The sequence below is a fragment of the Rubellimicrobium mesophilum DSM 19309 genome (genome assembly GCF_000600335.2).
GTDB classification, from domain to species: Bacteria; Pseudomonadota; Alphaproteobacteria; order Rhodobacterales; family Rhodobacteraceae; genus Rubellimicrobium; species Rubellimicrobium mesophilum.
In genome coordinates this window covers 21,462-42,330 of record NZ_KK088567.1, presented here as the reverse complement: position 1 = coordinate 42,330, position 20,869 = coordinate 21,462, and the positions used below count along the sequence as shown (strand labels likewise).

Genomic DNA, 20,869 nt, shown 5'->3' with positions numbered 1-20,869 from the left:
GGCGATCCGAGCCATGCGCGCCCTCTCCGAGGGGACGCAGTGGACCGAGAGCGAGACCCTTCCCGACCAGGCCAAACTGCCGGACGCGCTCCGCAGCCTGGAGAGCGAGGTGGGCACGGTGTCCGAGGCGGGGCAGCACGGCGTCCCGGAGGGCGACCACAGCCTGCGGATGACCTTCAGCCGGCCCTACATGATGCACGGCTCCATTGGCCCGTCCTGCGCGCTCGCGCACATGGACGGCGACCAGCTGACCGTCTGGACCCACACCCAAGGCGTCTATCCTGACCGCAAGGCCATCGCCGAGATGCTGGGCATGGACGAGGCCAAGGTTCGCGCTGTCCACGTCGAGGGTTCAGGCTGCTACGGCCACAACGGCGCCGATGACGCCGCCGCCGACGCAGCGCTGATCGCGACCAAGTTCCCGGGCCGCCCGGTGCGGGTCCAGTGGATGCGCGAGCAGGAGAACGGCTGGGAGCCCTACGGGCCCGCCATGGTGATGGACATCGCTGGCCGCGTGGACGAGCAGGGGCGCATCAGCCACTGGACCTACGACCTCTGGAGCAACACGCACTCGACCCGGCCCGGCCCGGCGGGGGCTCTGATCGCTGGCCGCCTCATGGCCAAGGCGTTCCAGCCGGAGGAGCCAAAGCTCCAGATCTCGCCGAATGGCAGTGGCGACCGCAACGCCGACCCGTACTACACGATCCCGAACAAGCTCGTGCAGTGGCACTTCCTCAAGGAGATGCCGCTCCGCGTCTCGGCCCTTCGCGCGCTCGGCGCCTACGCCAACGTCTTCGCCCTGGAAAGCTTCATGGACGAGCTGGCGATCCTGGCCGGGACCGATCCCGTGGAGTTCCGCCTGCGTCACCTGGAGGACCCTCGCGCCCGCGACGTGGTCGAGCGGGCCGCCCAGGAGGCGAACTGGTCCTCGGATCCTCTGCCCCCAGGCCGGGGGCGCGGCTTCGCCTTCGCGCGCTATAAGAACCACGCGGCCTACCTCGCACTGGCCCTCACGCTGGAGGTGGAACCCGAGACGGGGCGGGTCCGCGTCCGCAACGTCATCGCCGCCATCGACAGCGGCGAGGCGGTGAGCCTCGACGGCATCCGCAACCAGACCCAGGGCGGCATCATGCAATCGCTGAGCTGGACGCTCTACGAGCAGGTGACCTTCGACCGGACTCGCGTGACCAGCATCGACTGGGCGAGCTACCCGATGCTCCGTTTCACCAGCGTGCCCGACAGCATCGAAGTCCATGTCATGGACCGCCCCGGCGAGCCCTTCCTGGGAACAGGCGAAGCTGCCCAAGGCCCGACCCCGGCGGCTGTGGGGAACGCGATCCGCAACGCCACGGGCGTGCGAATGGTGAACCTGCCGCTGTCGCCCGACCGCCTACAGGCAGCGCTGAATGCCTGAGACCGGCAGGATCGCCTTGCAGGACACCTCGCTGCTCGGGGAGGCGCAGGCTGACGTCGTGGTGGGTCCACCTCTGGGCATCGAGAAACCCGAGGCCGTCCCGACCGCGCCCGACTGGCCGATGGAGGGACTGGCCGAGGACATGCGCCCCCTCATGGCCGACTGCGTGGCCCTGGGCGAGCCCTTCGTGCTGGTCACCCTCCATGCCGCCGAAGGCGGTCCACGCCCTGTTGGCACCCAGATGCTGGTCACCAGGGATCACGCCTGGGGCTTCGTGTCGGGCGGCTGCGTGGAAGGCGATGTGGTGCTCCACGCCAGGGAGGCGCTTCGGGACGGACGTCCCCGCATCCTGACCTATGGGCGGGGCAGTCGGTTCGTGGACATCCGCCTCCCGTGCGGTGGCCGTATCGAACTCCTCCTTGAGCCGATCCGTCCCGGCGACCCAGCCATTGCCGCGCTGCTCGCCGCCTGGCGCGCCCGACGCTCCGTCCGTTATCTGAGCGACGGGCGGCGCCGGCGCAGTGCTCCGCTGGGCGAGGAGGCCGGGCCTGCGTGGCTGGTGAATCGCCTCCATGTTCCCTCGCAGCGGCTTCTTGTGATAGGGGGCGACCCCTTCGCCCTCGCCATCGCGATGGCAGGTTGGCAACAGGGCTGGGACGTGACGATCATCCGTCCGAACGGGCCCAGGACGCCGCCGCCCATCCCCGTCGCCTACCGGCGGGACCACGCTGACGCGGCCCTGGCGGCTCTCGCTCCGGACGAGTGGACCGCCATTGCCGTCGCGACCCATGACGTGGAGCTCGATGCGGCCGCCCTCGTCGCGGCGCTGAGATCGAAGGCCAGCTATGTCGGCGTGCTGGGCTCGCGTCGGCGCCTGGCCGAGCGGCTTGACCGTCTCCGCAAGGCCGGCCTGTCGGAGCCGGAGCTGTCTCGTCTGCGGGGGCCCATCGGGCTCCCCCGTCGCCGGTTGCTCCCCGCGCGACATCGCCGTCGGCGTGGTCGCCGAGATCATCGGCCCTGCGCCCTGATATCATGGCGGGGTATCACGCGCTCCTCCTGGCCGCCGGCGCGGGATCGCGGTTCGGAGGCGGCAAGCTCCTTGCGCCGTGGCGGGGCGAGCCCCTGGTGCGAGCGGCCGCCCGAACGGCCCTCGCCTCGCCGGTCGAGGCCTGCATTGCCGTCACCGGCTGCGATGCGGACGCCGTCGAGGCCGCCTTGAGCGCGCTAGGATCGTCCCGCATGGTCTCTGTTCGCGCGCCAGACTGGCGGGAGGGCTTGGCGGCTTCGCTGCGGGCCGGCGTCAATGCCCTTCCTGGCGGCAGCCGGGGCGTGGTCGTCTTCCTCGGAGACATGCCGCTGGTGCCGCCCAGCGCCGCCGGACTGCTGATCGCTGCCCTGGAGAATGGAGCCATCGGCGCGGAGATGCGCTTCAGCGGGAGGCCCGCGCATCCCGTCGCCTTCGGACGCGCGCTGTTCGATGACCTCCGCTCGCTCAAGGGAGACCGCGGCGGTCGGCACCTGCTGTCTGACCACGACAAGACGGTTCGCGTCGAGACGCTGGACGCAGGAGCGGTTTTCGACATTGATCATGTGGAGGATATGGCGCGACTCGAGCCGTGGCCCTGATTTCGGTCGGCAATTGCACCTGACCTGGTCTTCGGGCGTTCTGCATCGGATGAAGCGCTCAGTCCGGGATGATGCGGTTTGGACGTCCGCCATGTCGGGCCTCCTCGATCATGCGGTTGACCAGCGCCCGCGGAATGGAACTCCATTCTCCGAGCAGCATGCTCGCCGACAAGTGCGTGGATGCCTCGGTCAGACCGATGGAATGGCTCATAGAGTGGATGGCACAAGCTGTCCCCGACCGCCAAAGACTGGGGCTTCCAACCGTTGAGGCGGTGTCGAGTTCAACCGAATCGACACAGGAGGTCGTTCGAAATAACCTTTCCGATCTGGTTGCAGACGGACTAGAAGTCAGCCGGATGCAAGCGCGGCGTCGGCAAACGCCAGGAACCGCCCGGACGCGACCCGAGGCCGGCCTCAGCGCCTCGGACGCCTGCCCGGCGCGGACACCCCAAGCCTCTGAGTTGGCGAGCGACGTTCGCCTCCATCATGGCATGTGCTTGGCCGATCGGCATCCCTCCGGGCCCCTCTTGCGATAGGACTTTCCTAAACGACAATCTTGAGCAGGCGGATTGTCGGGGAATGACCAGAACGCTCCTCCGCTACCACTCCGAAGCCGTGAGCAAGCTGGGACGTCATGGGTCGTAACCGGCCGGGTGGCCGTTTGCGCTCACGGCTTTGGGCTGCACCTGGGCTCCGGGATGCGTCGGCTCCGGCGCGGTGGTGCGTCCGGGGCTCCGGCCTCGGGGCCGTCCTGCGATCCCGGGGGCTGCCGCCCGACGCGCCTCGGGCGAGGGGGATCTGAGTGCTGTCGGATCACTGGGCACCTGGATGGGAGCTGGCGATCGGCTCGGGGACCGGCCGTGGGGTAGGGGGGCGTCCCTTTCGGCGGGGCGGGGCCGGGCGAATGGCGGCGTCGGGGCGAAGGCCATGCCGCCGAGGTCGATCCGGGCCATGGGTCAAGGAAGCCGTTTTCGGATCGCCTCCACGGCGCCATCGTGATCCTTGCCGTCGCCCTCAACGAGCGGCTGAAGCAGGCGCGCCGACCTCGGCAGGCCTGCTCCGGAGGCGGTGCTCCTGGAACGTCGCGCCTTGCGGTGCATGGAGCACCGGGCCCTTTCCCTGTCCAGGGCCGCCCCCCGCCATGCTTGCGCCCGAGGCGCGGACGAGGCTCAGCGGCCAGTGCTGCTGGCTCAAGGCCCTGGGCCGGACCGTCGCCTTCGACACCCACTGTCGCCCGCGCCGCTTTCGCGATGATGGGGGACGCGACCACCACCGCGCCAGGGCCGGGTCCAGAGATGGGTTCGGTCGGCCTTCGACGCGCGACGGCGCTCAGAACCCTTCATGCCGACGCATCTGGGCCAACAGGCGCTTCATCCGGACGAGGCGTTCGTTATGCGCCTTCCCAAGTCGTCGCGCGACCAGGGTCGAGAGTATGTCGGCCACGACCAGCGCGGCGATCCGGCTCGTCGTGGGCGTGAACACGTCGGTATTGTCGAGCGTCTCCACGTTGATGACCACGTCGGCGTAGTTGAGGAGGGCCGACTCCATGGATCCGGTCACGGCGATGACCTTGGCCCCCTGCTCCCGCGCGAGGCGGGCCAGCTCCACGACGGTGCGGGTGGCCCCGGTGTTGGAGATCGCCACCGCGACCCCGCCGGGCCGCATCATGGAGGCCGCCATGATCTGCTGGTGGCTGTCCATGGTGGCGCTGCACGGAATGCCGAAGAGCGGGAACTTCTGCTGGAGGTCCTGCGCGACGATGGCCGAGGCGCCGAAGCCGAAGAACTCGAGGTGGTCCGCCCCGAGGATGAGGTCCACCGCGGCGTTCACGGCGACCATGTCCAGCCGGTGCCTCGCCCAGTCGAGCGAAGTCATCGTGTAGTCGAAGATCTTGGAGGCCACCTCCTCGGGGGAGTCCTCCTCGGCGATGGCCGAGTGGGTCGCGGACGTCCCCAGGGCGAGGCTCTGGGCCAGCCGGATCTTGAAGTCCTGGTAGCCGTCGCAGCGGATGGCCGTGCAGAAGCGGATCACCGTGGGCTGGCTCACGCCGGCCATCTCGGCCGTCTCGGATATGGTGGAGCCGAGGACCCGCTGCGGGTCCGCGAGCACGACCTCGGCCACCCGACGCTCGGACTTGCGCAGGTCGGCCTGCACCGCGCGGATGACCTCCAGCACGTTGCGGGCGCCGGCCAGATCGAGTTCGCCGACGTTCATCGCCCGTCCTCCTCCAGCCGATAGATGACGCCGGTTCGGGCCGGCGCAAGCCGGATGTCGGTCGTGCGGGCCGCCACGGCCTCGACCTCCGCCCTCGGGACGGTGTTGAAGTCGAAGAGGTCGAAGTGATGCGCCACGACTGCGGGAATGCCGGCCCGGCGCGCCAAGCCCAGCGCCTCCGCCACGGTCAGGTTCCCGGGGACGCCATTGGCCCGGCGCTCCGCGTCGCGACCGTTGACCGGCAGGAGGGCGAGGTCGGCGCCGAGCGCGCGCACCTCCTCGACCTGCCCCTCGAAGGGGATCGTGTCGCCGGAATGGAACAGGGTCGCCCCCCCGCAGCGGATCGCGAGGCCCAGGAAGCGGTGGCGTCCCTGGTCGTCCGTCTCCAGCGATTCGTGCGCGGCCCGCGTGGCGGCGACGATCAGGTCCGGATTCAGGTGCAGAGTCCCTCCCGCGTCGATGGACCGCAGGCGGCCGGGCGCGATCCCGGAGCGGGCAAGGGCCGTCTCGGCCACTGACGCGGGGGCGACCAGCACCGCATCCGGGTTCGCGGCGAGGAGAGCGGGCAGGGTCCCGGGGTCGAGGTGGTCCGTGTGCGCATGGGTCGCCAGCACCGCCGTGACATGGGCGATGCCGCCGGGGGCGACGGGGGCCGGCATCATGCGGCGGTGTGGGAACCGGGTGCCGCGATACTTCTCGGCCAGGCTGTCGGAGAGATAGGGGTCGATGACCACTCGGTGCCCGCCTCCGTCGATCACGAACCCCGCCTGCCCGAGCCAGACGAGGCTCGGGGCCCGCCCCGGCGGCTCGGCGAGGTGGGCCGCCAGAGGACCGGGCAGCGGCGCCTCAGCCAGGCGCATGGGCGGGGGCGCGAAGCGCCAGGAGGAGGTTCTCCACCGCCGCCTCGGTGGCACGGGTGACGCTGCCCTCGGTCAGCGCGCCGATGTGGCTGGTCGCCAGGACGCGTGGGTGGGCGGCTAGCGGATCGCCAGCGGGCGGCTCGGTCGCGAACACGTCGGTCGCGTAGGCCTCGATCCGGCCGCCGTCCAGCGCGGCGAGGAGACCCGGCGCGTCCACGAAGCCGGCGCGGGCCGTGTTCACGACGATGGCGCCCCGGGGCAGCCGCGCCAGGACCCGCGCGACGCGCCGCCCGATGGCGCCCAGGCCCACGATCCCCACGGTCGTCCCCTCGACCTCGCGGCCCACGAGGCGCGGCCAGCCGCCCGCGCGGATGCCTGTCGAGGTCTCGGGGATGTGGCGGCAGGCCGAGAGGATCAGGCCGACCGTCAGCTCCGCGATGCCGGTGGCGTTCGCTCCCATGGCGCGGGCGACCCGGATGCCGCGCGCCCGGAGGGCCGATGCCGGAAGGTTGTCCGCCCCGCTGCCGTTGCGGCTGATGATCCTGAGCCGGTCGGCTGCGGCGACGACGGACTCGCTCACGGGTTCCACCCCCGCGAGCCACCCTACGCAGCCGGGGACGAGGCGGAGGAGCTCCGCTTCCGTGGGGGTCGCGCCGGGGGTTGAGAAGACCAGATCGAACCCGGCGTCGCGCAGGCGGTCCAGCGCGGGCGGCGGGGACGAGGTCAGGGAGCGCGGCGTGACGAGGATCCTGTCCATGGCGGTCACGGCGCCTTGGCCGCTGCGTTCGCGATGCGCGTCAGCTCCGCGATGCTCTCGGCCCCGGTGTCGATGGCGACGCCGAAGACCTCGGCGATGACCTGGGTCCAGCCGTGGATGAAGTAGGTCCAGCCATCCTCGACCTGGAGGCCCTGGTCGGCCGCCTGCGCCCGGGCCTGCCGCAGGAAGACGAGATCGCCCCGGTAGTTCAGGTCCCAGGCCACGCCGCCCTCGGGGAACCGCCCGGCGTCCGTCAGCGGCGAGCCCGGCGCGTCCTTGCCCAGTCCCGTCGCGTTGATGACCAGGGACCCGGGACGCAGCCCCTCAAGCACCCGGTCGTTCGCCTCCGGCTCGGGCGCGAGGACGTAGCCGACCGGGATGTCGCTGCCGATCCGCTCGTGGATGTGCCGGATCTCGTCCAGCCGGGGCTGCGAGCGGTTCGTCACAAGGATGCGTGAGGGCCGGTCCCGGCGCGCCTGCATCAGGTGCCAGGTCAGGGCGATGGTCGATCCTCCGGCCCCCATGGACAGCACCTCGCCGCCGGTCCGCGCGAAGTGATCGGGCGCGAGGAAGCCGTCGATGGCCAGCCCCGAGCTGATCGGGTCCTTGGCGTGGCAGGCCAGCCTGCCGCCCCGCTTGAAGAGGCAGGAGGTCTCGCCCATCAGGTCGGCGAAGTGGTCGACCTCGTCGAACATGTCCCGGCATGCATGGAAGAGGTCGATCTTGTGGGTGGTGACGAGCGCGCCCTGGGACATGGGATCGTCCCGGATGAAGGCCACGGCCTCGCGGTAGGCGGCCGGGTCCGAATGGGGGGCGAAGTCGATGCCCCGGATCGCGGCGTCGCCCAGCCCAAGGGCCTCGGCCCAGGCCGGAAAGACCTTCATGATGCTGCTCTTGGACGTCGTCACGCCGATGAAGTGCAGCGTGGGACGGTCGCAGGGGACGTAGGTCATGAGCGGAGCTCCCTGGCGCGGGCGAGGGCGACGCGGTCTACGGACTCGCGCCCGGCTTCGACCCGGCCGTGGCGGAGGCCGCCGGCCCCAAGGAGGAGCTCGGGCCTGCGGTCCCGCAGCCGGGCCAGCACCTCGGCCGCGGCTGCGGTCCGGAACGTGATCTCGGCGGTGGGGAGGCCGCCCTCCAGCAGGGCGTCGGCCAGCGGCACCTCATGGTCGACGCTCTCGATGGCGATGACCGGGACGACCGCGATCCCGGCCAGGGCATCGAAGGGCGCGCTCATGCCGCGCCTCCCAGGATGGCCGCGATCTCGGAGGCCGAGCGGGGCTGCCAGGCCGGATTCTCGACCTGCTTCCAGCCCCCTTGCCCGTCGTCGAGGATGCGGACCCGCATCCCGCCGGAACGCTCGATGATGCCGTAGTCCTGCCCGGAATCAGCTGGATAGGCGAACATCATCACGAGGTCGGTCGGGCCGAGGTTGACGCTGCGATGGATCCAGAAGGGCGGCACGTAGCAGATGCTCTGCGGGCCGATCCCGAGGATGCGGACCTCGCCGTCCGGGCTCTCCATCTGCATCAGCCCATGCCCCGCCTGGCCGTAATAGATCTCGGGACGGTCTCCCCGGGCATGGATGTGACCCCGGGTCAGGAAGTATTCGTCGCCCACCTTGCCGGGCTCCATGCGCGTGACGCCGAGGATGAGGTCGCTGACGCGGGAGCCGGGGGTGTAGGACGTCACCTCGTAGGCCACCTCCTGGCCCCTCTCCTCGAGCAGGCGCCCGAAGGCGGCCGAATCGGCATAGAGCCCGCGGAGGTCGGAGAATCGCTTCTGGTAATGGCCGTCCGCGTTGCCCAGGAGACCAGCGCCCACCGACACCTGGCAGAGTCGGGGTTCCTGAAGGGTCATGTGATCCTCACCTGACATTTTTGTAGTATTACTACATATAGCTGCCGGTATGCCCCAAGAGCAGGCCCTCCATCAAGGACCATTATGGCGACATGGTCGGACGGATGACTGCAATCAGAGTTGACGGGTAGATTTCCTGTATTTAGCCTACAAAGATGTCGGCCGGCAACGAACCGGCCGTCGCTCCCATGGCGGGGCGCGGGGAGGTGTGTTGGTGGGCCGAGGGGACGTTGATGCACCCGGAGCGCGGTGCCTTTGCCCGATCCCGGTCGCCGGGCGGTTCGGGAGCCGGGGAACGATTTCCTCGGTTCGGGACGCCCGCCGCGGTGGCGGACGGGCATGATGGACTGCACCGTCGCCCTCGATGTCGGCACGGGATCGACCCGCGCGGCCGCGATGTCCCCTGACGGCCGTGTGCTGACGGTTGCCGCACGTGCCTACGATCAGATCGTGCCCGCCTACGGCTGGTCCGAGCAACGTCCGGCCGACTGGTGGGCCGCCGCCTGCGGTGCTCTCCGTGACGTGACCGCCGAGGCCCGCGCGAAGGGCTGGCGCATCCAGGCGGTCGCCGCCTGCGGGCAGATGCACGGCACCGTGCTCGTGGATGCGGAGGGGCGCCCAACGCGCGAGGCCGTTCCGCTCTGGAACGACAAGCGCACGCTCGACTACGTGCGCCGTTTCGAATCCGAGGAGAGCCTCGACGACTGGCTCTCCATGACGGCCAATCCGCCCACGCCGGCCTGGCCCGCCTTCAAGCTGCAGTGGCTCCGCGACCACGACCCCGAGGCCTGGGAACGGACGACCCACGTCCTGATGCCCAAGGATTACGTGAACCTCTGCCTGACCGGCGAGCGGGCCATGGACTGGACCGACGCGGCCTGCTCCTTCCTGATGGACGCCGCGACGGGTCGGTGGTCCGCCAGGATGCTCGACCGGCTGGGGCTCGATGGCTCCAAGCTCCCGCCGATCCGCCTGCCGACTGAGATCCTGGGGTCCGTCACCGCGGGCGCGGCACGGGCCACGGGCCTTCCTCGGGGCACGCCGGTGCTCGTGGGCGGGGCGGACTACCCGGTGGCGCTGCTGGGCTCGGGCGTGTGCCGGCCCGGCATGGCGTCCGAGGTGGCGGGGACCTCCTGCATCGTGACGCTGATCGCGGAGCGGCCGATCCTCGACCCCGAGATAAGCAATGTCGGCACGCCCGAGGGCAACTGGGGGGCCTTCGTCCTCCTGGAGTCCGGCGGCGACGCGGCCCGTTGGGCGCGCCGGGCCTTCCACGCCAACGACCTCGACTATGCCGAGATCGTGGCGCTGGCCGAATCCGCTCCGCCGGGGTCCGACGCGCTCTTCTTCCTGCCCTACCTGACGGGCGAGAGGCTCGGCGCGCATCGCAACAGCCGGGCGCAGTTCTTCGGCCTCGCGGCCGGGCATGGCCTGTCCCACCTTCACCGGGCGGTGCTGGAGGGCGTGGGCTTCGCCGTGAACCGGCACCTGCGCGTCATGGAGGAGGCGACCGGCACCCGGCCCGAGGCGCTGGTCGCCAGCGGCGGCGGCGCCAAGGCCGACCTGTGGCTCCGCATCAAGGCCGCGATCTACGGCCGTCCCATCCTCATCCCGGAGGAGCCGGAATGCGGCCTCGTCGGCTGCGCGACGCTCTGCGAGGTGACGCTGGGGCGGGCCCGGGACCTGCCCGAGGCCGCCGCCCGCACCGTGCGCCACGCCCGCGAGGTCCGGCCCGACCCGGCCTGGGCCGACCGCTACGCCGACATGCAGCCCGTCTTCGACAGGATCCACCAGCATTCCCAGGACCTCTACGACGACCTCGATCGCCTGGCTGGGGGACCGCGATGACGCCTTGGCCCCTGAGCCCCGGACATCGTTGCGGCCGCGTTCGCGGGGCTTCGGCGTGAGAGTGGTCGGCATGACCTGGACCGGATGGCCTTGGCGCTTGAACGGGCGACGTCGCTGGCGCATCGTCGACCGGGGGGAGATCGCATGACAGCCGCAGCCGCGCGTCGTGACCGGATCAAGCACGCCTTCCTGTGGCCGGCGTTCCTCCTGGTCCTGCTGATCTCACTGTTCCCGCTGATCTACGCGCTCACCGTCAGCTTCCAGACGATGCGCATCGTGCCTCCGACGCCGCCGCGCTTCGTAGGGGTCCAGAACTACGCCGAGATCCTGCAGTCGGCCCGCTTCTGGGGCTCGATGTGGACCACGGCCGTCATCACCGTCCTGTCGGTGATCCTCCAGTACGTCCTGGGGTTCGCGCTGGCGCTGGCGCTGCACCACAACGTGCCGGGGTCGTCGCTGTACCGCGTGACCTTCCTCCTGCCGATGTTCCTCGCCCCCGTGGGCGTGGCGCTGATCGCGCGGATGATCTTTCACCCCTACCTGGGTCCGGTGAACGACCTCATGCGCGCGATCGGGGTCGGCAACGTGCCCTTCCTGACCGAGCCCAACCTTGCGATGGCGGTGCTCATCATCGTCGAGGTCTGGCAGTGGACGCCCTTCGTCACGCTGCTGATGCTCGCCGGGCTCCAGAGCCTGCCACAGGAAGTGTTCGAGGCCGCGCGGGTGGACAACATCTCGGCCTGGCGCCGCTTCCGCGACATCACGTTCCCGATGCTGCTGCCGATCTCGGTCGCCGTGGTGTTCATCCGGCTGATCGAGGGGTTCAAGGTCATCGACACGGTCTTCGTGCTGACCGGCGGCGGGCCCGGCATCTCGACCGAGACGCTGACGCTCTTCGCCTACAACGAGGGCTTCAAGAAGTTCAACATCGGGATGACCTCTGCGCTGAGCTTCACCTTCCTCGTGGTCGTCGTCGTGTTCGGGACGATCTACCTCGCGCTCGCGCAGCGCCTCACCCGGAGATACGCGTGATGGAGGGGCGGGGCTATCGCCGCACGGGGCTCGTCCTGGCGCTCCTGTGGTTCTTCCTCTCGATCTTTCCGCTCTATTTCGTGCTGGTCACGGCCTTCAAGCCGCCCCTCGCAGTGAGCCAGGGGCCGACCTATATCCCCTGGGTGGACTTCCAGCCGACGCTCCAGGCCTTCCGCGACGCCTTCGCGGGCCTCCGGGGCGACTTCTGGGCGCCGATCGTCAGCTCGGTGCTCGTGTCGATCACCGCGACCGCGCTCGCCGTGCTCCTCGGCGCCATGGCCGCCTATGCCCTGGTGCGGTTCGAGTTCCGAATCCGCCTCCTGGCAGGCGTGATCTTCGCGATCATCGCGATCGGGGGCTTCCTGCTTCTGCACGGCCTCTGGGGAATGCGGGTGCCCTATGCGCTGGGGATCGTGCTGGTCGTGGCGCTCGTCGTCTCGGTGCTGGCCAACCGGCTGCCGCTCCCGGGGCCGGTGATGGGCAACGACGACGTCACGTTCTGGTTCGTCTCGCAGCGCATCTTCCCGCCCATCGTCTCGGCCTTCGCGCTCTACTTGCTCTACACCGAGGTCAACAAGCTCGGGTTGCGGCTCACCGACAGCTTCCCGGGCCTCGTGCTGGCCTACACCGCCTTCGGGCTGCCCTTCGCGGTCTGGCTCATGCGCGATTTCCTGGCGACGGTGCCGGTCGAGGTCGAGGAGGCCGCCCTCGTCGACAACATCGGGCGCTTCCGCATCTTCTTCGGGGTCGTGCTGCCGATGGCCCGGCCGGGCCTCGTGGCGACCTCGATGATCGTGCTCGCCTTCATCTGGAACGAGTTCCTGTTCGCGCTGCTCCTGACCTCGGGCAAATGGCAGACCCTTCCGATCCTGCTGGCCGGCCAGAACTCGAGCCGGGGGGACGAATGGTGGGCCATCGCGGTCGCGGCCCTGTTCTCCATCGCGCCCATGGTCGTGGTGGCGACGATCCTCGGCCGCATGATGCGGTCGGGGCTTCTTACCGGTTCGATAAAATAAACAAGGGAGGACGAACATGACGAGACTTCACCTGTCCACGGCCTTGGCCGTGGCCATCGCTGGGCCCGCGCTCGCCTGCGAGCCCGATTTCACCGGCGTGACGCTGACCGTGTCCACGCAGAACGGCCCGGCCATCGCCTCGGCGCTCGCCTCCGCCGCCGAGAGCTGGGAGGCCCGGACCTGCGGCACCGTCAACGTCGTGGAGTTCCCCTTCGGCGAGCTCTATCCCAAGTTCCTGACGGCCATGTCGCAGCAGACCGGCGACTTCGACGTGATCGGCTTCGTGCCGGCCTGGCTGCCCGACTTCGCGCCCTTCCTCAGCACGATGCCGGCCGAGCTCCAGGCCGGCTCCGACTGGGAGGACATCCACCCCGTCTACCGCGAGCGGCTGATGACCTGGAACGGGGAGATCAAGTCGGCCACGATGGATGGCGACATGCACCTCCTCAACCTGCGTGCCGACCTCCTCGACAACCCCGAGGAGCAGGCCGCCTTCCAGGAGAAGTACGGCTACCCCCTCGCCGCGCCCGAGACCTGGCAGCAGTATCTCGACCAGGCCGAGTTCTTCACACGGCCCGACCAGAACCTCTACGGCACCGCCGAGGCCTACAAGCGCGGCGGCCAGCAGTTCTGGTACTTCTTCAGCCACGCGGCGGCCTACACCAACAACCCGAACTATCCGGGCTCCATGTTCTTCGACCCCGAGACGATGGATGCCCAGATCAACAACCCGGGCTGGCTGCGCGCCCTGGAGGAGTACAAGAAGGCCCTCGACTTCAACCCGCCCGGCGCGCTCAACAACGGCTCGGGTGACGTGCGTCCGCTCTATGCGGGCGGCACGGTGGCGATGAACGTCGACTGGGCGGATTCGGGCGTGCTGCGCGCGACCGAGGGCGGCGACGCGGCCGAGAACACCGTCCGCACGGCGATGCTGCCCGGCTCGACCGAGATCTGGAACGCCAAGACCCAGGCCTGGGACACCTTCCCCGAGGTGGTCCACTCGCCCTTCCTGGCCTTCGGCGGCTGGCAGCTCGGCGTTCCCGCCGACAGCGCGAACCAGGAGGCGGCCTGGGACTTCGTCAAGGAGGTGACCAGCCCCGCGGTCTCGGGCAAGGCCATCGTCACGGCGAACTCGGGCGTGAACCCCTACCGCTTCTCCCACTACGAGAACCTCGACGCCTGGTCGTCGATCTTCACGCCGGAGGAGGCCCAGAGCTACCTCGGGGCCCAGCGCGCCTCGCTCGACGCCCCGAACGTGGCACTCGACCTCCGGCTGCCCGGGTTCTTCAGCTACACTGAGGTGCTCGAGATCGAGCTGTCCAAGGCCCTCGCGGGCGAGGAGGAGCCGCAGGCGGCGCTCGACAACATCGCGGCGGAGTGGAACCGGCTGACCGACGAGTTCGGCCGGGACACCCAGCTCGCCGCCTATCGCGCCTCGGTCGGCCTGCCGCCGCTCGAGAACTGACCTGAACCGCCTCCGGGCCGGCCCATCCGGCCCGGAGGTCCTGAACGGAGACCTTCATGGCGCACGTGGAGATGAGGCAGGTCACCAAGTCCTTCGGGACGGCGACCGTCATCCCGCCTCTCGACCTCGACATCGCCAAGGGCGAGTTCCTCGTCCTCGTCGGCCCGTCGGGCTGCGGCAAGACGACGACGCTGCGGATGCTCGCGGGGCTCGAGGCGGTGAGCTCGGGCCGCGTCTCGATCGACGGCCGCGACGTCACGCACGCCGCGCCGGGCGAGCGCGACATCGCCATGGTGTTCCAGAACTACGCGCTCTACCCCCACATGAGCGTGCGCGAGAACATCAGCTACGCCATGCGGGTCCACGGCACCGACAAGGCGGTGATCGCCGAACGGGTGGGCGAGGCCTCGCGCCTCCTGGGCCTCGATCCCTACCTCGACCGCAAGCCCCGGAACCTGTCGGGCGGGCAGCGCCAGCGGGTCGCCATCGGGCGCGCCCTCGTGCGCCATCCGCAGGTCTTCCTCTTCGACGAGCCGCTGTCGAACCTCGACGCCAAGCTCCGCGTCGAGATGCGGACCGAGATCAAGCTCCTCCAGCGCCGGCTCGGCACCACGGCCGTCTACGTGACCCACGACCAGGTCGAGGCCATGACCATGGCCGACCGCGTGGTGGTCATGCGGGCGGGGGTCATCGAGCAGGCCGCCGACCCGATCACGCTCTATGAGCGGCCTGCGAACCGCTTCGTCGCGAACTTCATCGGCTCGCCCGCGATGAACTTCCTGCCGGCCCGGGTCGAAGGCGGCGCGGTCCGTGTCGGGGGGCAGGTCCTGCCCCTCCCGCCGGAGGAGGCGACCCGCCTGGGGCCGAGGGGACAGGTCCTTTTCGGCATCCGGCCCGAGCACATGCGCCCCTCGGGACACCAGGCGTCGCTCACCCTCGAGCCGCAGGCCATCGAGCCCCTGGGCCCGCACACGCTGGTCCTGGGCCATGTCGGCGGCGAGCGGGTCACCGCTCAGGTGGACCCCCGCTTCCCCGTGCGCGCCGGCGAGCCCTGCGTCGTGCCGGTGGACATGACGCAGGCCCATTTCTTCGACCCCGTGACGGAAGGGCGCCTCTAGGTCCGTCACGCCCCATCGACAGGCAAGGATAGCACCATGCAAGGCTTTGGCGTCCACACCTCGATGTGGACCATGAACTGGGACCGGGCGGGCGCGGAGCGGACGATTCCGGCGGCGAGCGCCTACGGGATGGACTTCATCGAGATCGCGCTCCTCAACGCCCCCGCCGTGGACGCGCCGCATACCCGCGCGCTGCTGGAGAAGCACGGGATGCGCGCCGTCTGCTCGCTCGGCCTGCCCGAGCGCAACTGGGCCAGCGTCAACCCGGAGGGCGCCATCGAGCATCTCAGGCAGGCGCTGGAGGTGACCGCCGCCTTGGGCGCCGAGGCGCTCTCGGGCGTGACCTACGGCGGGATCGGCCAGCGCACCGGCGTGCCGCCCACCGCTGGGGAGTACGACAACATCGCGCGTGCGCTGGAGGCGGCGGCGCGCTACGCCAGGGAGCTCGGGATCGCCTTCGGCATCGAGCCGGTGAACCGCTACGAGAACCACCTCGTCAACACGGCCGCGCAGGCCAAGTGGATGATCGAGAAGGTAGGGGCCGACAACATCTTCATCCACCTCGACACCTACCACATGAACATCGAGGAGAAGGGCGTCGGCAACGGCATCCTGGATGCGCGCGAGCACCTCCGCTACATCCACCTGAGCGAGTCCGACCGCGGCACGCCGGGCGAGGGGACCTGCGACTGGGACGAAGTCTTCGCCACACTCGCCGCCATCGGCTTCAAGGGCGGCCTCGCGATGGAGAGCTTCATCAACATGCCGCCCGAGATCGGCTACGGCCTCGCCGTCTGGCGCCCCGTGGCCGAGAGCTTCGAGGAGGTCATGGACAGGGGCCTGCCCTTCCTGCGCAACAAGGCTAAGCAGTACAGGTTGGTCTGACTGCATGGGGTGCGGGTCACCAGGGGTGGAGCCAACGTCCTTCGGCCACCAGCTAGAGCGGTCGAATGATCCGCGCCCTCGCGGGCGCGCCTCGCGGCGTTCGGGTCACCGGGCGCGGTCCTCCAAATCGATTCGGCCCGTCGCCGCGACGATCTGATGCGGGAGGGCGCGATCGGGGCCTAGGGGCGTCGTTCAGGCGAATCGGCTCGAAGCGGACAGCGCTCGCCCGGGCTGCCATCAGTCCGGCAGCGTGAGAGTCCCTGCCGCTTCTGGCAGGCCGTGGCGACGGGGCGACCTCTCGTCGGGTGGTGGCCGCGGCCTTGTCGAATGGCCGGCCCGAGCGGGTGCGTGGCCTGTTCCCGCACAGTGACGGACGTGACCTCCAGCGCGGGGGCGGCACGAGCGAGCACCTCTTCCTCGGGCAGAGGGAGACTGGGCCCGCATCCATATGTCGCGCCGGAGCGCGTGCCAGTCGTTGGCGAGGGCTCTTTCAGGCCGCGAGGCGCTGAAGGCTCGACCCCACCACCATCGCCAGCCCGCTCCAGGGAACGCTGCGGGCCTGATTGAGATAGGGTCCGAGGTCCAGTCGGGACACGAAGAGCTGCGCCGAGGCCAAGCTGGCGCAGGCCAAGGCCGTCGCCGCGTGAAGCCTGGAGGGATTGCCGTGGATCATCCGTGCCCGCTTCATCTGCCAGGGCCTGTCGCTGCTCGTCATCGGGGCCGCTTCGGCCTTGTGTCGCCCGTATGCCAGGGACCCGAGGGCGGCCACATTCGGAACGCCGTGGAGAGCGATTGCCTCAGAAGATGCGGCCGTCGAGCAACAGCCCCAAGAGCATCGGCAGCGCGACGGCCACGGCCGGAATGAGGCCATCCCAAAGGTGCCGCTCCCTTCGGAGCGGCATACGGTTCTTCGTCGAGGTCATCCTGCGCCTTCCCGCCTTGCTCCCCGCAGGATGCCTGCGGGGGACAGGGCCTCAACGGACCAGGAGCCTGAGTCCGTCGCGCGTCGGAGCGGCGATGTCACGGGTTCGGGGAAAAGGCGTGGTCCCCGGCCGGTCAGTCGCCGAGGCGCAGGTTGACGGCCGAGGTCTTGCCGGTGCGGCCCTGCTCGAGGTCGTAGCTGACGACCGTGCCTTCGGGCAGGTCGCGGAGACCCGCGCGCTCCACGGCGGAGATGTGGACGAAGACGTCCTCGCTGCCGTCCTCGGGCTGGATGAAGCCGAAGCCCTTGGCGGAGTTGAACCACTTGACCGTGCCCCGGCCGCTGCCCCCGGCCGAGCGGGCGCCCGAGGTACGGGGGGCGGAGGAGCGCTGGAAGCCGCCTTGGCCGCGGGAGCCGTCGTCCCACGACCGCGAGCCCGACCGGCCCGAGGACGCCCCGCCGGATCCCGTCACCCGCAGGTCGGTTGCCGCGAGCTTCCCGGAGCGGCGATCCTCCTCGACATCGAAGGTGACCTGATCCCCGTCGTTGAGCGACCGGATGCCCGACCGTTCCAGGGCCGAGGCATGGACGAAGACGTCCGGGCTGCCATCCTCGGGCGAGATGAAACCAAAGCCTTTGCTCGAGTTGAAGAACTTGACCGTGCCGCGCGCCATATTGAGTCTCCAGGAATCACCCGCCGCCATTAGCACAAGGGCGACGCAGGACAAGTCAGGTCGGCGGCTCGGCCGCACGGCATGCGATTCTCCGCCCTCGTGGACGAGTCCCCGGCCTCGCCACGTCCTTCTGGCCCCAGGATGCCGGCGCCGGCTCGAGTCGCGCCGTGGCGGCTTCGGGCGATGGCAATGAAGCGCTTGGCGTGGCGGAAGCTGGTGTCGGGGAGGCCCGTCGCGGTGGCGCGCGCCGCTCGGACGACGGTGCGCGGTTCCTGATCGGGGCCGTGCCGGCCTGCCTCGCCGGCGCCGCGCTCGGTCTCGCGACGGCGCGGCTCCGGCGGCGCGGACGACCCCTCATCCCGGTCCTCTCCACCGGCAACTGGGCGAACGTCCTGACCTCGGCCACCATCGGCGACCGATCGGCCTGCTCCGCCGCATGCCTCGGCTCCATCCCCGAGCTGATCCCCGGGGGCTAGCGAGCCGCCGGAAACAGCAGGTCGAAGGCGAGATCCGTGGCGCCGCGAACGGCGGCTCGGTCGTGGTCCTGGGTCGCCACGATCCGGATCTGGGACGAGATGGGGGGCGGGGTCTTCTGGGCGAGGGTCTCCCGGATGCCGGTGATCACGTGGTCCCCGATCTCCGCGATGTGCCCGCCGACGGCGATCAGCTCGGGCGCCGCGCCCACGACCAGGCCCACGATCGCCTCGCCGATGTGCCGGCCGGCCTGTCGCAGGGCCATGATCGCGTCGATGTCGCCCGACTGCACGAGACGCTTGAGGTCCGCGACCGTGTTGACGGGACGGGCGGGCGTGGAGATCGCGCGCATCAGGGCCGGGTTCGCCGCGACCAGGGCCAGGCATCCCCGGTTGCCGCAACTGCAGGGCCTGTCCTTCGCGGCCTCGACCGGGATGTGCCCGACCTCCCCGGCCCAGCCCGACAGGCCTCGGTGCAGCCGGCCTGACAGGACGAGTCCCGCCCCGATCCCGGTCTGGACCAGGAGGAAGAGCAGGGAGTCCACGTCGAGGTGCTCGTGACGGGCGCCCAACGCCATGAGGTTGGCGTCGTTCTCGACCGCCACTGCCATCCCGAACCGCTCCGCGAGGTCGGCCGGCAGGACTCCGACCTTGGACCACGGCACGGTCCGCCGCCGGCCCGAGACCGGGCCCGGCACGCCCACGACCATGGCCCGGATCCGGCGCCGGTCGAGACCGGGCCGCGTGGCCATCGCGTCGAGCAACTGGGCGAGCTGATCCACGGCCCTCTCCGGCTCGAGATCGGCGCCCAAGTCGTGCCGCTCGGCCGCGACGAGGTCTCCGGCAAGGGTGCAGACCGCCGCGTCGATCCCCTCGGCGTCGAAGCGCGCCAGGAAGACCAGGGCGGCCGCGGAGTTGAGGGCGTAGCGGACGAAGGGACGCCCCCGGTCGCCACGGCCGTCGCCGGTCTCGACGACCCAGCCCTCGTCCATGAGGCGGCCCACCTTGGCTGCCACCGTGTTCCGGGACCAGCCGGTCTCCTGGGCCAGCTCGCCCCGACTCTTCGGCTGCCGCTGCAGCGCCCGTGCCAGGAGCACGTCCGCCTCGTCGAGGGAGGACGGCGGCCGGAGGGCCCTGACGTTCGCTCCGCCCGATCCCATCGCCGACTCTCCATTGTAAGTGTCAATACTGACATAATTAACGTCATTGTTGGCAGAGTAAAGTCACTTCCTGATCCTTAGGCCCCAGTGAAGCGGCTCGCAGACGCCGCCACGTCGAAGGCCAATCGGGAGGAGCCCCTCGTGCCGACCATCACCGCATTTGGAAGACTGACCTGCAGCGCCACCGTCCTGGCCTGCTCGCGGGCGCAGCCGCTGCCCAGGACAGCAGCGACCCCCTCTATCAGGCAGCCGTCGCAGAGGCGCAGCGCATCGCCGAAGGCAAGGACCTCTCGGGCTACGCCGAGATGATCGGCCAGAACAGCGGCGTCGAGGGCCAGACCCTTGAGCAGGTCTATGCCGCCTTCGAGGAAGGCGCCGGCGTCGAGGTCCGCTACACCGGCACGCCCGACCAGACCGCCATCGTCCAGTCGCGCATCCAGGCCGGCAACCCGCCCGACGTGGCGGACCTCCAGCTCGGCATGGCGCAGGACTTCGCGGAGCAGGGCCTCCTCGACGACCTGTCGGCGGCCTTCGGCGACGAGCTGACGGCGAACTTCAGCGAGATGCTGCTCGGCACCGCGACCCATGACGGCAAGGTCATCGGCGTCTACCAGGGCATGAATCCCTTCATGGTCTGGTACAACCCGAAGTCCTACACCGGACCCGAGGCGCCGCAGGACTGGAAGGCCCTCGCCGACTGGACGGGCCAGGAGGCCGCCGCCGGCCGCACCGCCTGGTGCGCCGCGCAGGGCGCCGGCGCCTCGAGCGGCTTCCCGGGCGCGCAGATGATCGAGAACATTTTCCTCAAGAAGTACGGCCCCGACCTCTACCGCCAGTGGGGCGCGGGCGAGCTGCCCTGGACGAGCGACCAGGTTCGCGACGCCTTCGAGGAGTTCGGCCGGGTCATTGCCGCCGATGGGCACGTCCAGGGCGGCGCCATCGGGGCGATCTCGACGCCGATCTCGACGGGCTACAACGGCCTGACCTCGGATCCCGCCGGGTGCTCGCTGGTGATGTGGGGCGCCTGGGTGCCGGGGCTGATCGGCGACACCGCGAAGTCCGGCGAGAACATCGACTTCTTCCGCGTGCCGGCCGCAACCCCGGAGGACTACGGCTACGAGCTCTTCCAGTCGGCGCTCGCCGTGGGCTTCACCGACCGGCCCGAGACCAAGGCATTCCTGGAGTTCATGGCCTCGACGCCCGCGCAGACCTACTTCGCCTCGCTCAACCGCTGGCCGGTCGCCAACAAGAACGTGCCCGTGGACACCTATCCGAGCCCGCTCCTCCAGAAGATCGCGACCGAGTTCCTCGGGAGCGGCGACGTGCAGTTCGCGGCCGGGCCGAACCTGATGGCCTCGGCGGCGACCGGCACCGCCTTCTACCGGGGCGTCGTCGGCTACATGCAGGACCCGTCGAGCCTCAACCGGGTGCTCGAGACCATCCAGGCCACGGTCCAGTGAGGCGACCGGCCGCATCCGGAGGGCGCGCATGATGGATATGCTGGGCCTCGTCCCCATCCTCATCGTCGCGGGCGCGATCGGCATC

General features: G+C 70.1%; 19 protein-coding genes and 3 pseudogenes. 11 read left to right on the top strand and 11 right to left on the bottom strand.

The genetic code is table 11. The annotated features are described in order from the left end of the window. The first annotated feature begins 13 nt into the window (after window positions 1–13). From RUMESO_RS26280 to RUMESO_RS09805, 3 genes and pseudogenes are all read left to right on the top strand, one after another. A complete protein-coding gene (locus RUMESO_RS26280) occupies window positions 14–1,414 on the top strand; it encodes a xanthine dehydrogenase family protein molybdopterin-binding subunit (RefSeq protein ID WP_211262837.1) in 1,401 nt (466 codons plus the stop codon). Then, window positions 1,407–2,363: pseudogene (locus RUMESO_RS27090) on the top strand (XdhC family protein); the annotation flags it as partial. The gene RUMESO_RS26280 and the pseudogene RUMESO_RS27090, both read left to right, overlap by 8 nt. An 83-nt stretch (window positions 2,364–2,446) precedes the next feature. Continuing rightward, on the top strand, window positions 2,447–3,040 hold the full coding sequence (locus RUMESO_RS09805) for a nucleotidyltransferase family protein (RefSeq protein WP_037279960.1): 594 nt from the start codon (window positions 2,447–2,449) through the stop codon (window positions 3,038–3,040). 1,329 nt (window positions 3,041–4,369) lie between these two features. Here RUMESO_RS09805 and RUMESO_RS09800 read toward each other — a convergent pair. From RUMESO_RS09800 to RUMESO_RS09775, 6 genes are read right to left on the bottom strand one after another with little or no spacing between them, the layout of a single operon-like run. Continuing rightward, on the bottom strand, window positions 4,370–5,254 hold the full coding sequence (locus RUMESO_RS09800) for an SIS domain-containing protein (protein WP_037279959.1): 885 nt from the start codon (window positions 5,252–5,254) through the stop codon (window positions 4,370–4,372). Beyond that, window positions 5,251–6,114, bottom strand: coding sequence for an MBL fold metallo-hydrolase (locus RUMESO_RS09795; protein WP_037279958.1), 864 nt, complete (start codon window positions 6,112–6,114; stop codon window positions 5,251–5,253). The genes RUMESO_RS09800 and RUMESO_RS09795 overlap by 4 nt, the downstream gene beginning before the upstream one ends. Further along, on the bottom strand, window positions 6,101–6,871 hold the full coding sequence (locus RUMESO_RS09790; protein ID WP_037279957.1) for an NAD(P)-dependent oxidoreductase: 771 nt from the start codon (window positions 6,869–6,871) through the stop codon (window positions 6,101–6,103). The genes RUMESO_RS09795 and RUMESO_RS09790 overlap by 14 nt, the downstream gene beginning before the upstream one ends. Before the next feature lie 5 nt (window positions 6,872–6,876). Beyond that, the gene (locus RUMESO_RS09785) at window positions 6,877–7,824 is read right to left on the bottom strand and encodes a shikimate dehydrogenase family protein (protein WP_037279956.1); all 948 of its coding nucleotides are present in this window, start codon (window positions 7,822–7,824) and stop codon (window positions 6,877–6,879) included. Next, the gene (locus RUMESO_RS09780) at window positions 7,821–8,108 is read right to left on the bottom strand and encodes a beta/alpha barrel domain-containing protein (RefSeq protein WP_082483586.1); all 288 of its coding nucleotides are present in this window, start codon (window positions 8,106–8,108) and stop codon (window positions 7,821–7,823) included. The genes RUMESO_RS09785 and RUMESO_RS09780 overlap by 4 nt, the downstream gene beginning before the upstream one ends. Then, complete coding sequence (locus RUMESO_RS09775; RefSeq protein WP_037279955.1) at window positions 8,105–8,731, bottom strand: glucose-6-phosphate isomerase; 627 nt, start codon at window positions 8,729–8,731, stop codon at window positions 8,105–8,107. The genes RUMESO_RS09780 and RUMESO_RS09775 overlap by 4 nt, the downstream gene beginning before the upstream one ends. 339 nt (window positions 8,732–9,070) lie before the next feature. Between RUMESO_RS09775 and RUMESO_RS09770 the strand changes: the two genes are divergently transcribed. The 6 genes from RUMESO_RS09770 (at window position 9,071) to RUMESO_RS09745 (ending at window position 16,095) form a co-directional block, all read left to right on the top strand. Then, the gene (locus tag RUMESO_RS09770; RefSeq protein ID WP_037279954.1) at window positions 9,071–10,579 is read left to right on the top strand and encodes a xylulokinase; all 1,509 of its coding nucleotides are present in this window, start codon (window positions 9,071–9,073) and stop codon (window positions 10,577–10,579) included. Between the two features lie 144 nt (window positions 10,580–10,723). Beyond that, window positions 10,724–11,611 carry a carbohydrate ABC transporter permease gene (locus RUMESO_RS09765; RefSeq protein WP_037279953.1) on the top strand — a complete coding sequence of 296 codons (888 nt, stop codon included), beginning with the start codon at window positions 10,724–10,726 and terminating at the stop codon, window positions 11,609–11,611. Then, entirely contained in the window at window positions 11,611–12,627 is a 1,017-nt protein-coding gene (locus RUMESO_RS09760) for a carbohydrate ABC transporter permease (RefSeq protein ID WP_037279952.1), read from the top strand. The genes RUMESO_RS09765 and RUMESO_RS09760 overlap by 1 nt, the downstream gene beginning before the upstream one ends. Before the next feature lie 16 nt (window positions 12,628–12,643). After that, window positions 12,644–14,092 carry an extracellular solute-binding protein gene (locus RUMESO_RS09755; RefSeq protein WP_037279951.1) on the top strand — a complete coding sequence of 483 codons (1,449 nt, stop codon included), beginning with the start codon at window positions 12,644–12,646 and terminating at the stop codon, window positions 14,090–14,092. A gap of 56 nt (window positions 14,093–14,148) precedes the next feature. Further along, on the top strand, window positions 14,149–15,210 hold the full coding sequence (locus tag RUMESO_RS09750; RefSeq protein ID WP_037279950.1) for an ABC transporter ATP-binding protein: 1,062 nt from the start codon (window positions 14,149–14,151) through the stop codon (window positions 15,208–15,210). A gap of 36 nt (window positions 15,211–15,246) precedes the next feature. Beyond that, window positions 15,247–16,095 (top strand): sugar phosphate isomerase/epimerase family protein, encoded by an 849-nt coding sequence (locus RUMESO_RS09745; protein WP_037279949.1) that lies wholly within the window; start codon window positions 15,247–15,249, stop codon window positions 16,093–16,095. A 490-nt stretch (window positions 16,096–16,585) separates the two neighbouring features. Here RUMESO_RS09745 and RUMESO_RS09740 read toward each other — a convergent pair whose 3' ends face one another. The 4 genes and pseudogenes from RUMESO_RS09740 to RUMESO_RS26270 all read right to left on the bottom strand — a co-directional run. Beyond that, window positions 16,586–16,810: a hypothetical protein gene (locus tag RUMESO_RS09740; RefSeq protein ID WP_037279948.1), complete on the bottom strand. Its 225-nt coding sequence runs from the start codon at window positions 16,808–16,810 to the stop codon at window positions 16,586–16,588. Between the two features lie 82 nt (window positions 16,811–16,892). Next, window positions 16,893–17,018: a hypothetical protein gene (locus tag RUMESO_RS27790; protein WP_281177552.1), complete on the bottom strand. Its 126-nt coding sequence runs from the start codon at window positions 17,016–17,018 to the stop codon at window positions 16,893–16,895. A gap of 133 nt (window positions 17,019–17,151) precedes the next feature. Further along, window positions 17,152–17,352 (bottom strand): annotated as a pseudogene (locus RUMESO_RS27085) (cold-shock protein); the annotation flags it as partial. A 141-nt stretch (window positions 17,353–17,493) separates the two neighbouring features. Beyond that, window positions 17,494–17,691, bottom strand: a pseudogene (locus tag RUMESO_RS26270) (cold-shock protein); the annotation flags it as partial. A 203-nt stretch (window positions 17,692–17,894) separates the two neighbouring features. Here RUMESO_RS26270 and RUMESO_RS09730 point away from each other — a divergent pair. Continuing rightward, a complete protein-coding gene (locus RUMESO_RS09730) occupies window positions 17,895–18,167 on the top strand; it encodes a hypothetical protein (protein WP_156362838.1) in 273 nt (90 codons plus the stop codon). Here the strand turns inward: RUMESO_RS09730 and RUMESO_RS09725 are convergent. Beyond that, window positions 18,164–19,324, bottom strand: a complete 1,161-nt coding sequence (locus RUMESO_RS09725) for an ROK family transcriptional regulator (RefSeq protein ID WP_037279946.1) — start codon at window positions 19,322–19,324, stop codon at window positions 18,164–18,166. The genes RUMESO_RS09730 and RUMESO_RS09725 overlap by 4 nt on opposite strands. A gap of 305 nt (window positions 19,325–19,629) precedes the next feature. Here RUMESO_RS09725 and RUMESO_RS09720 point away from each other — a divergent pair, with 305 nt between their 5' ends. After that, window positions 19,630–20,784, top strand: a complete 1,155-nt coding sequence (locus tag RUMESO_RS09720) for an ABC transporter substrate-binding protein (RefSeq protein ID WP_037279944.1) — start codon at window positions 19,630–19,632, stop codon at window positions 20,782–20,784. The last annotated feature ends 85 nt before the right edge of the window (window positions 20,785–20,869 follow it).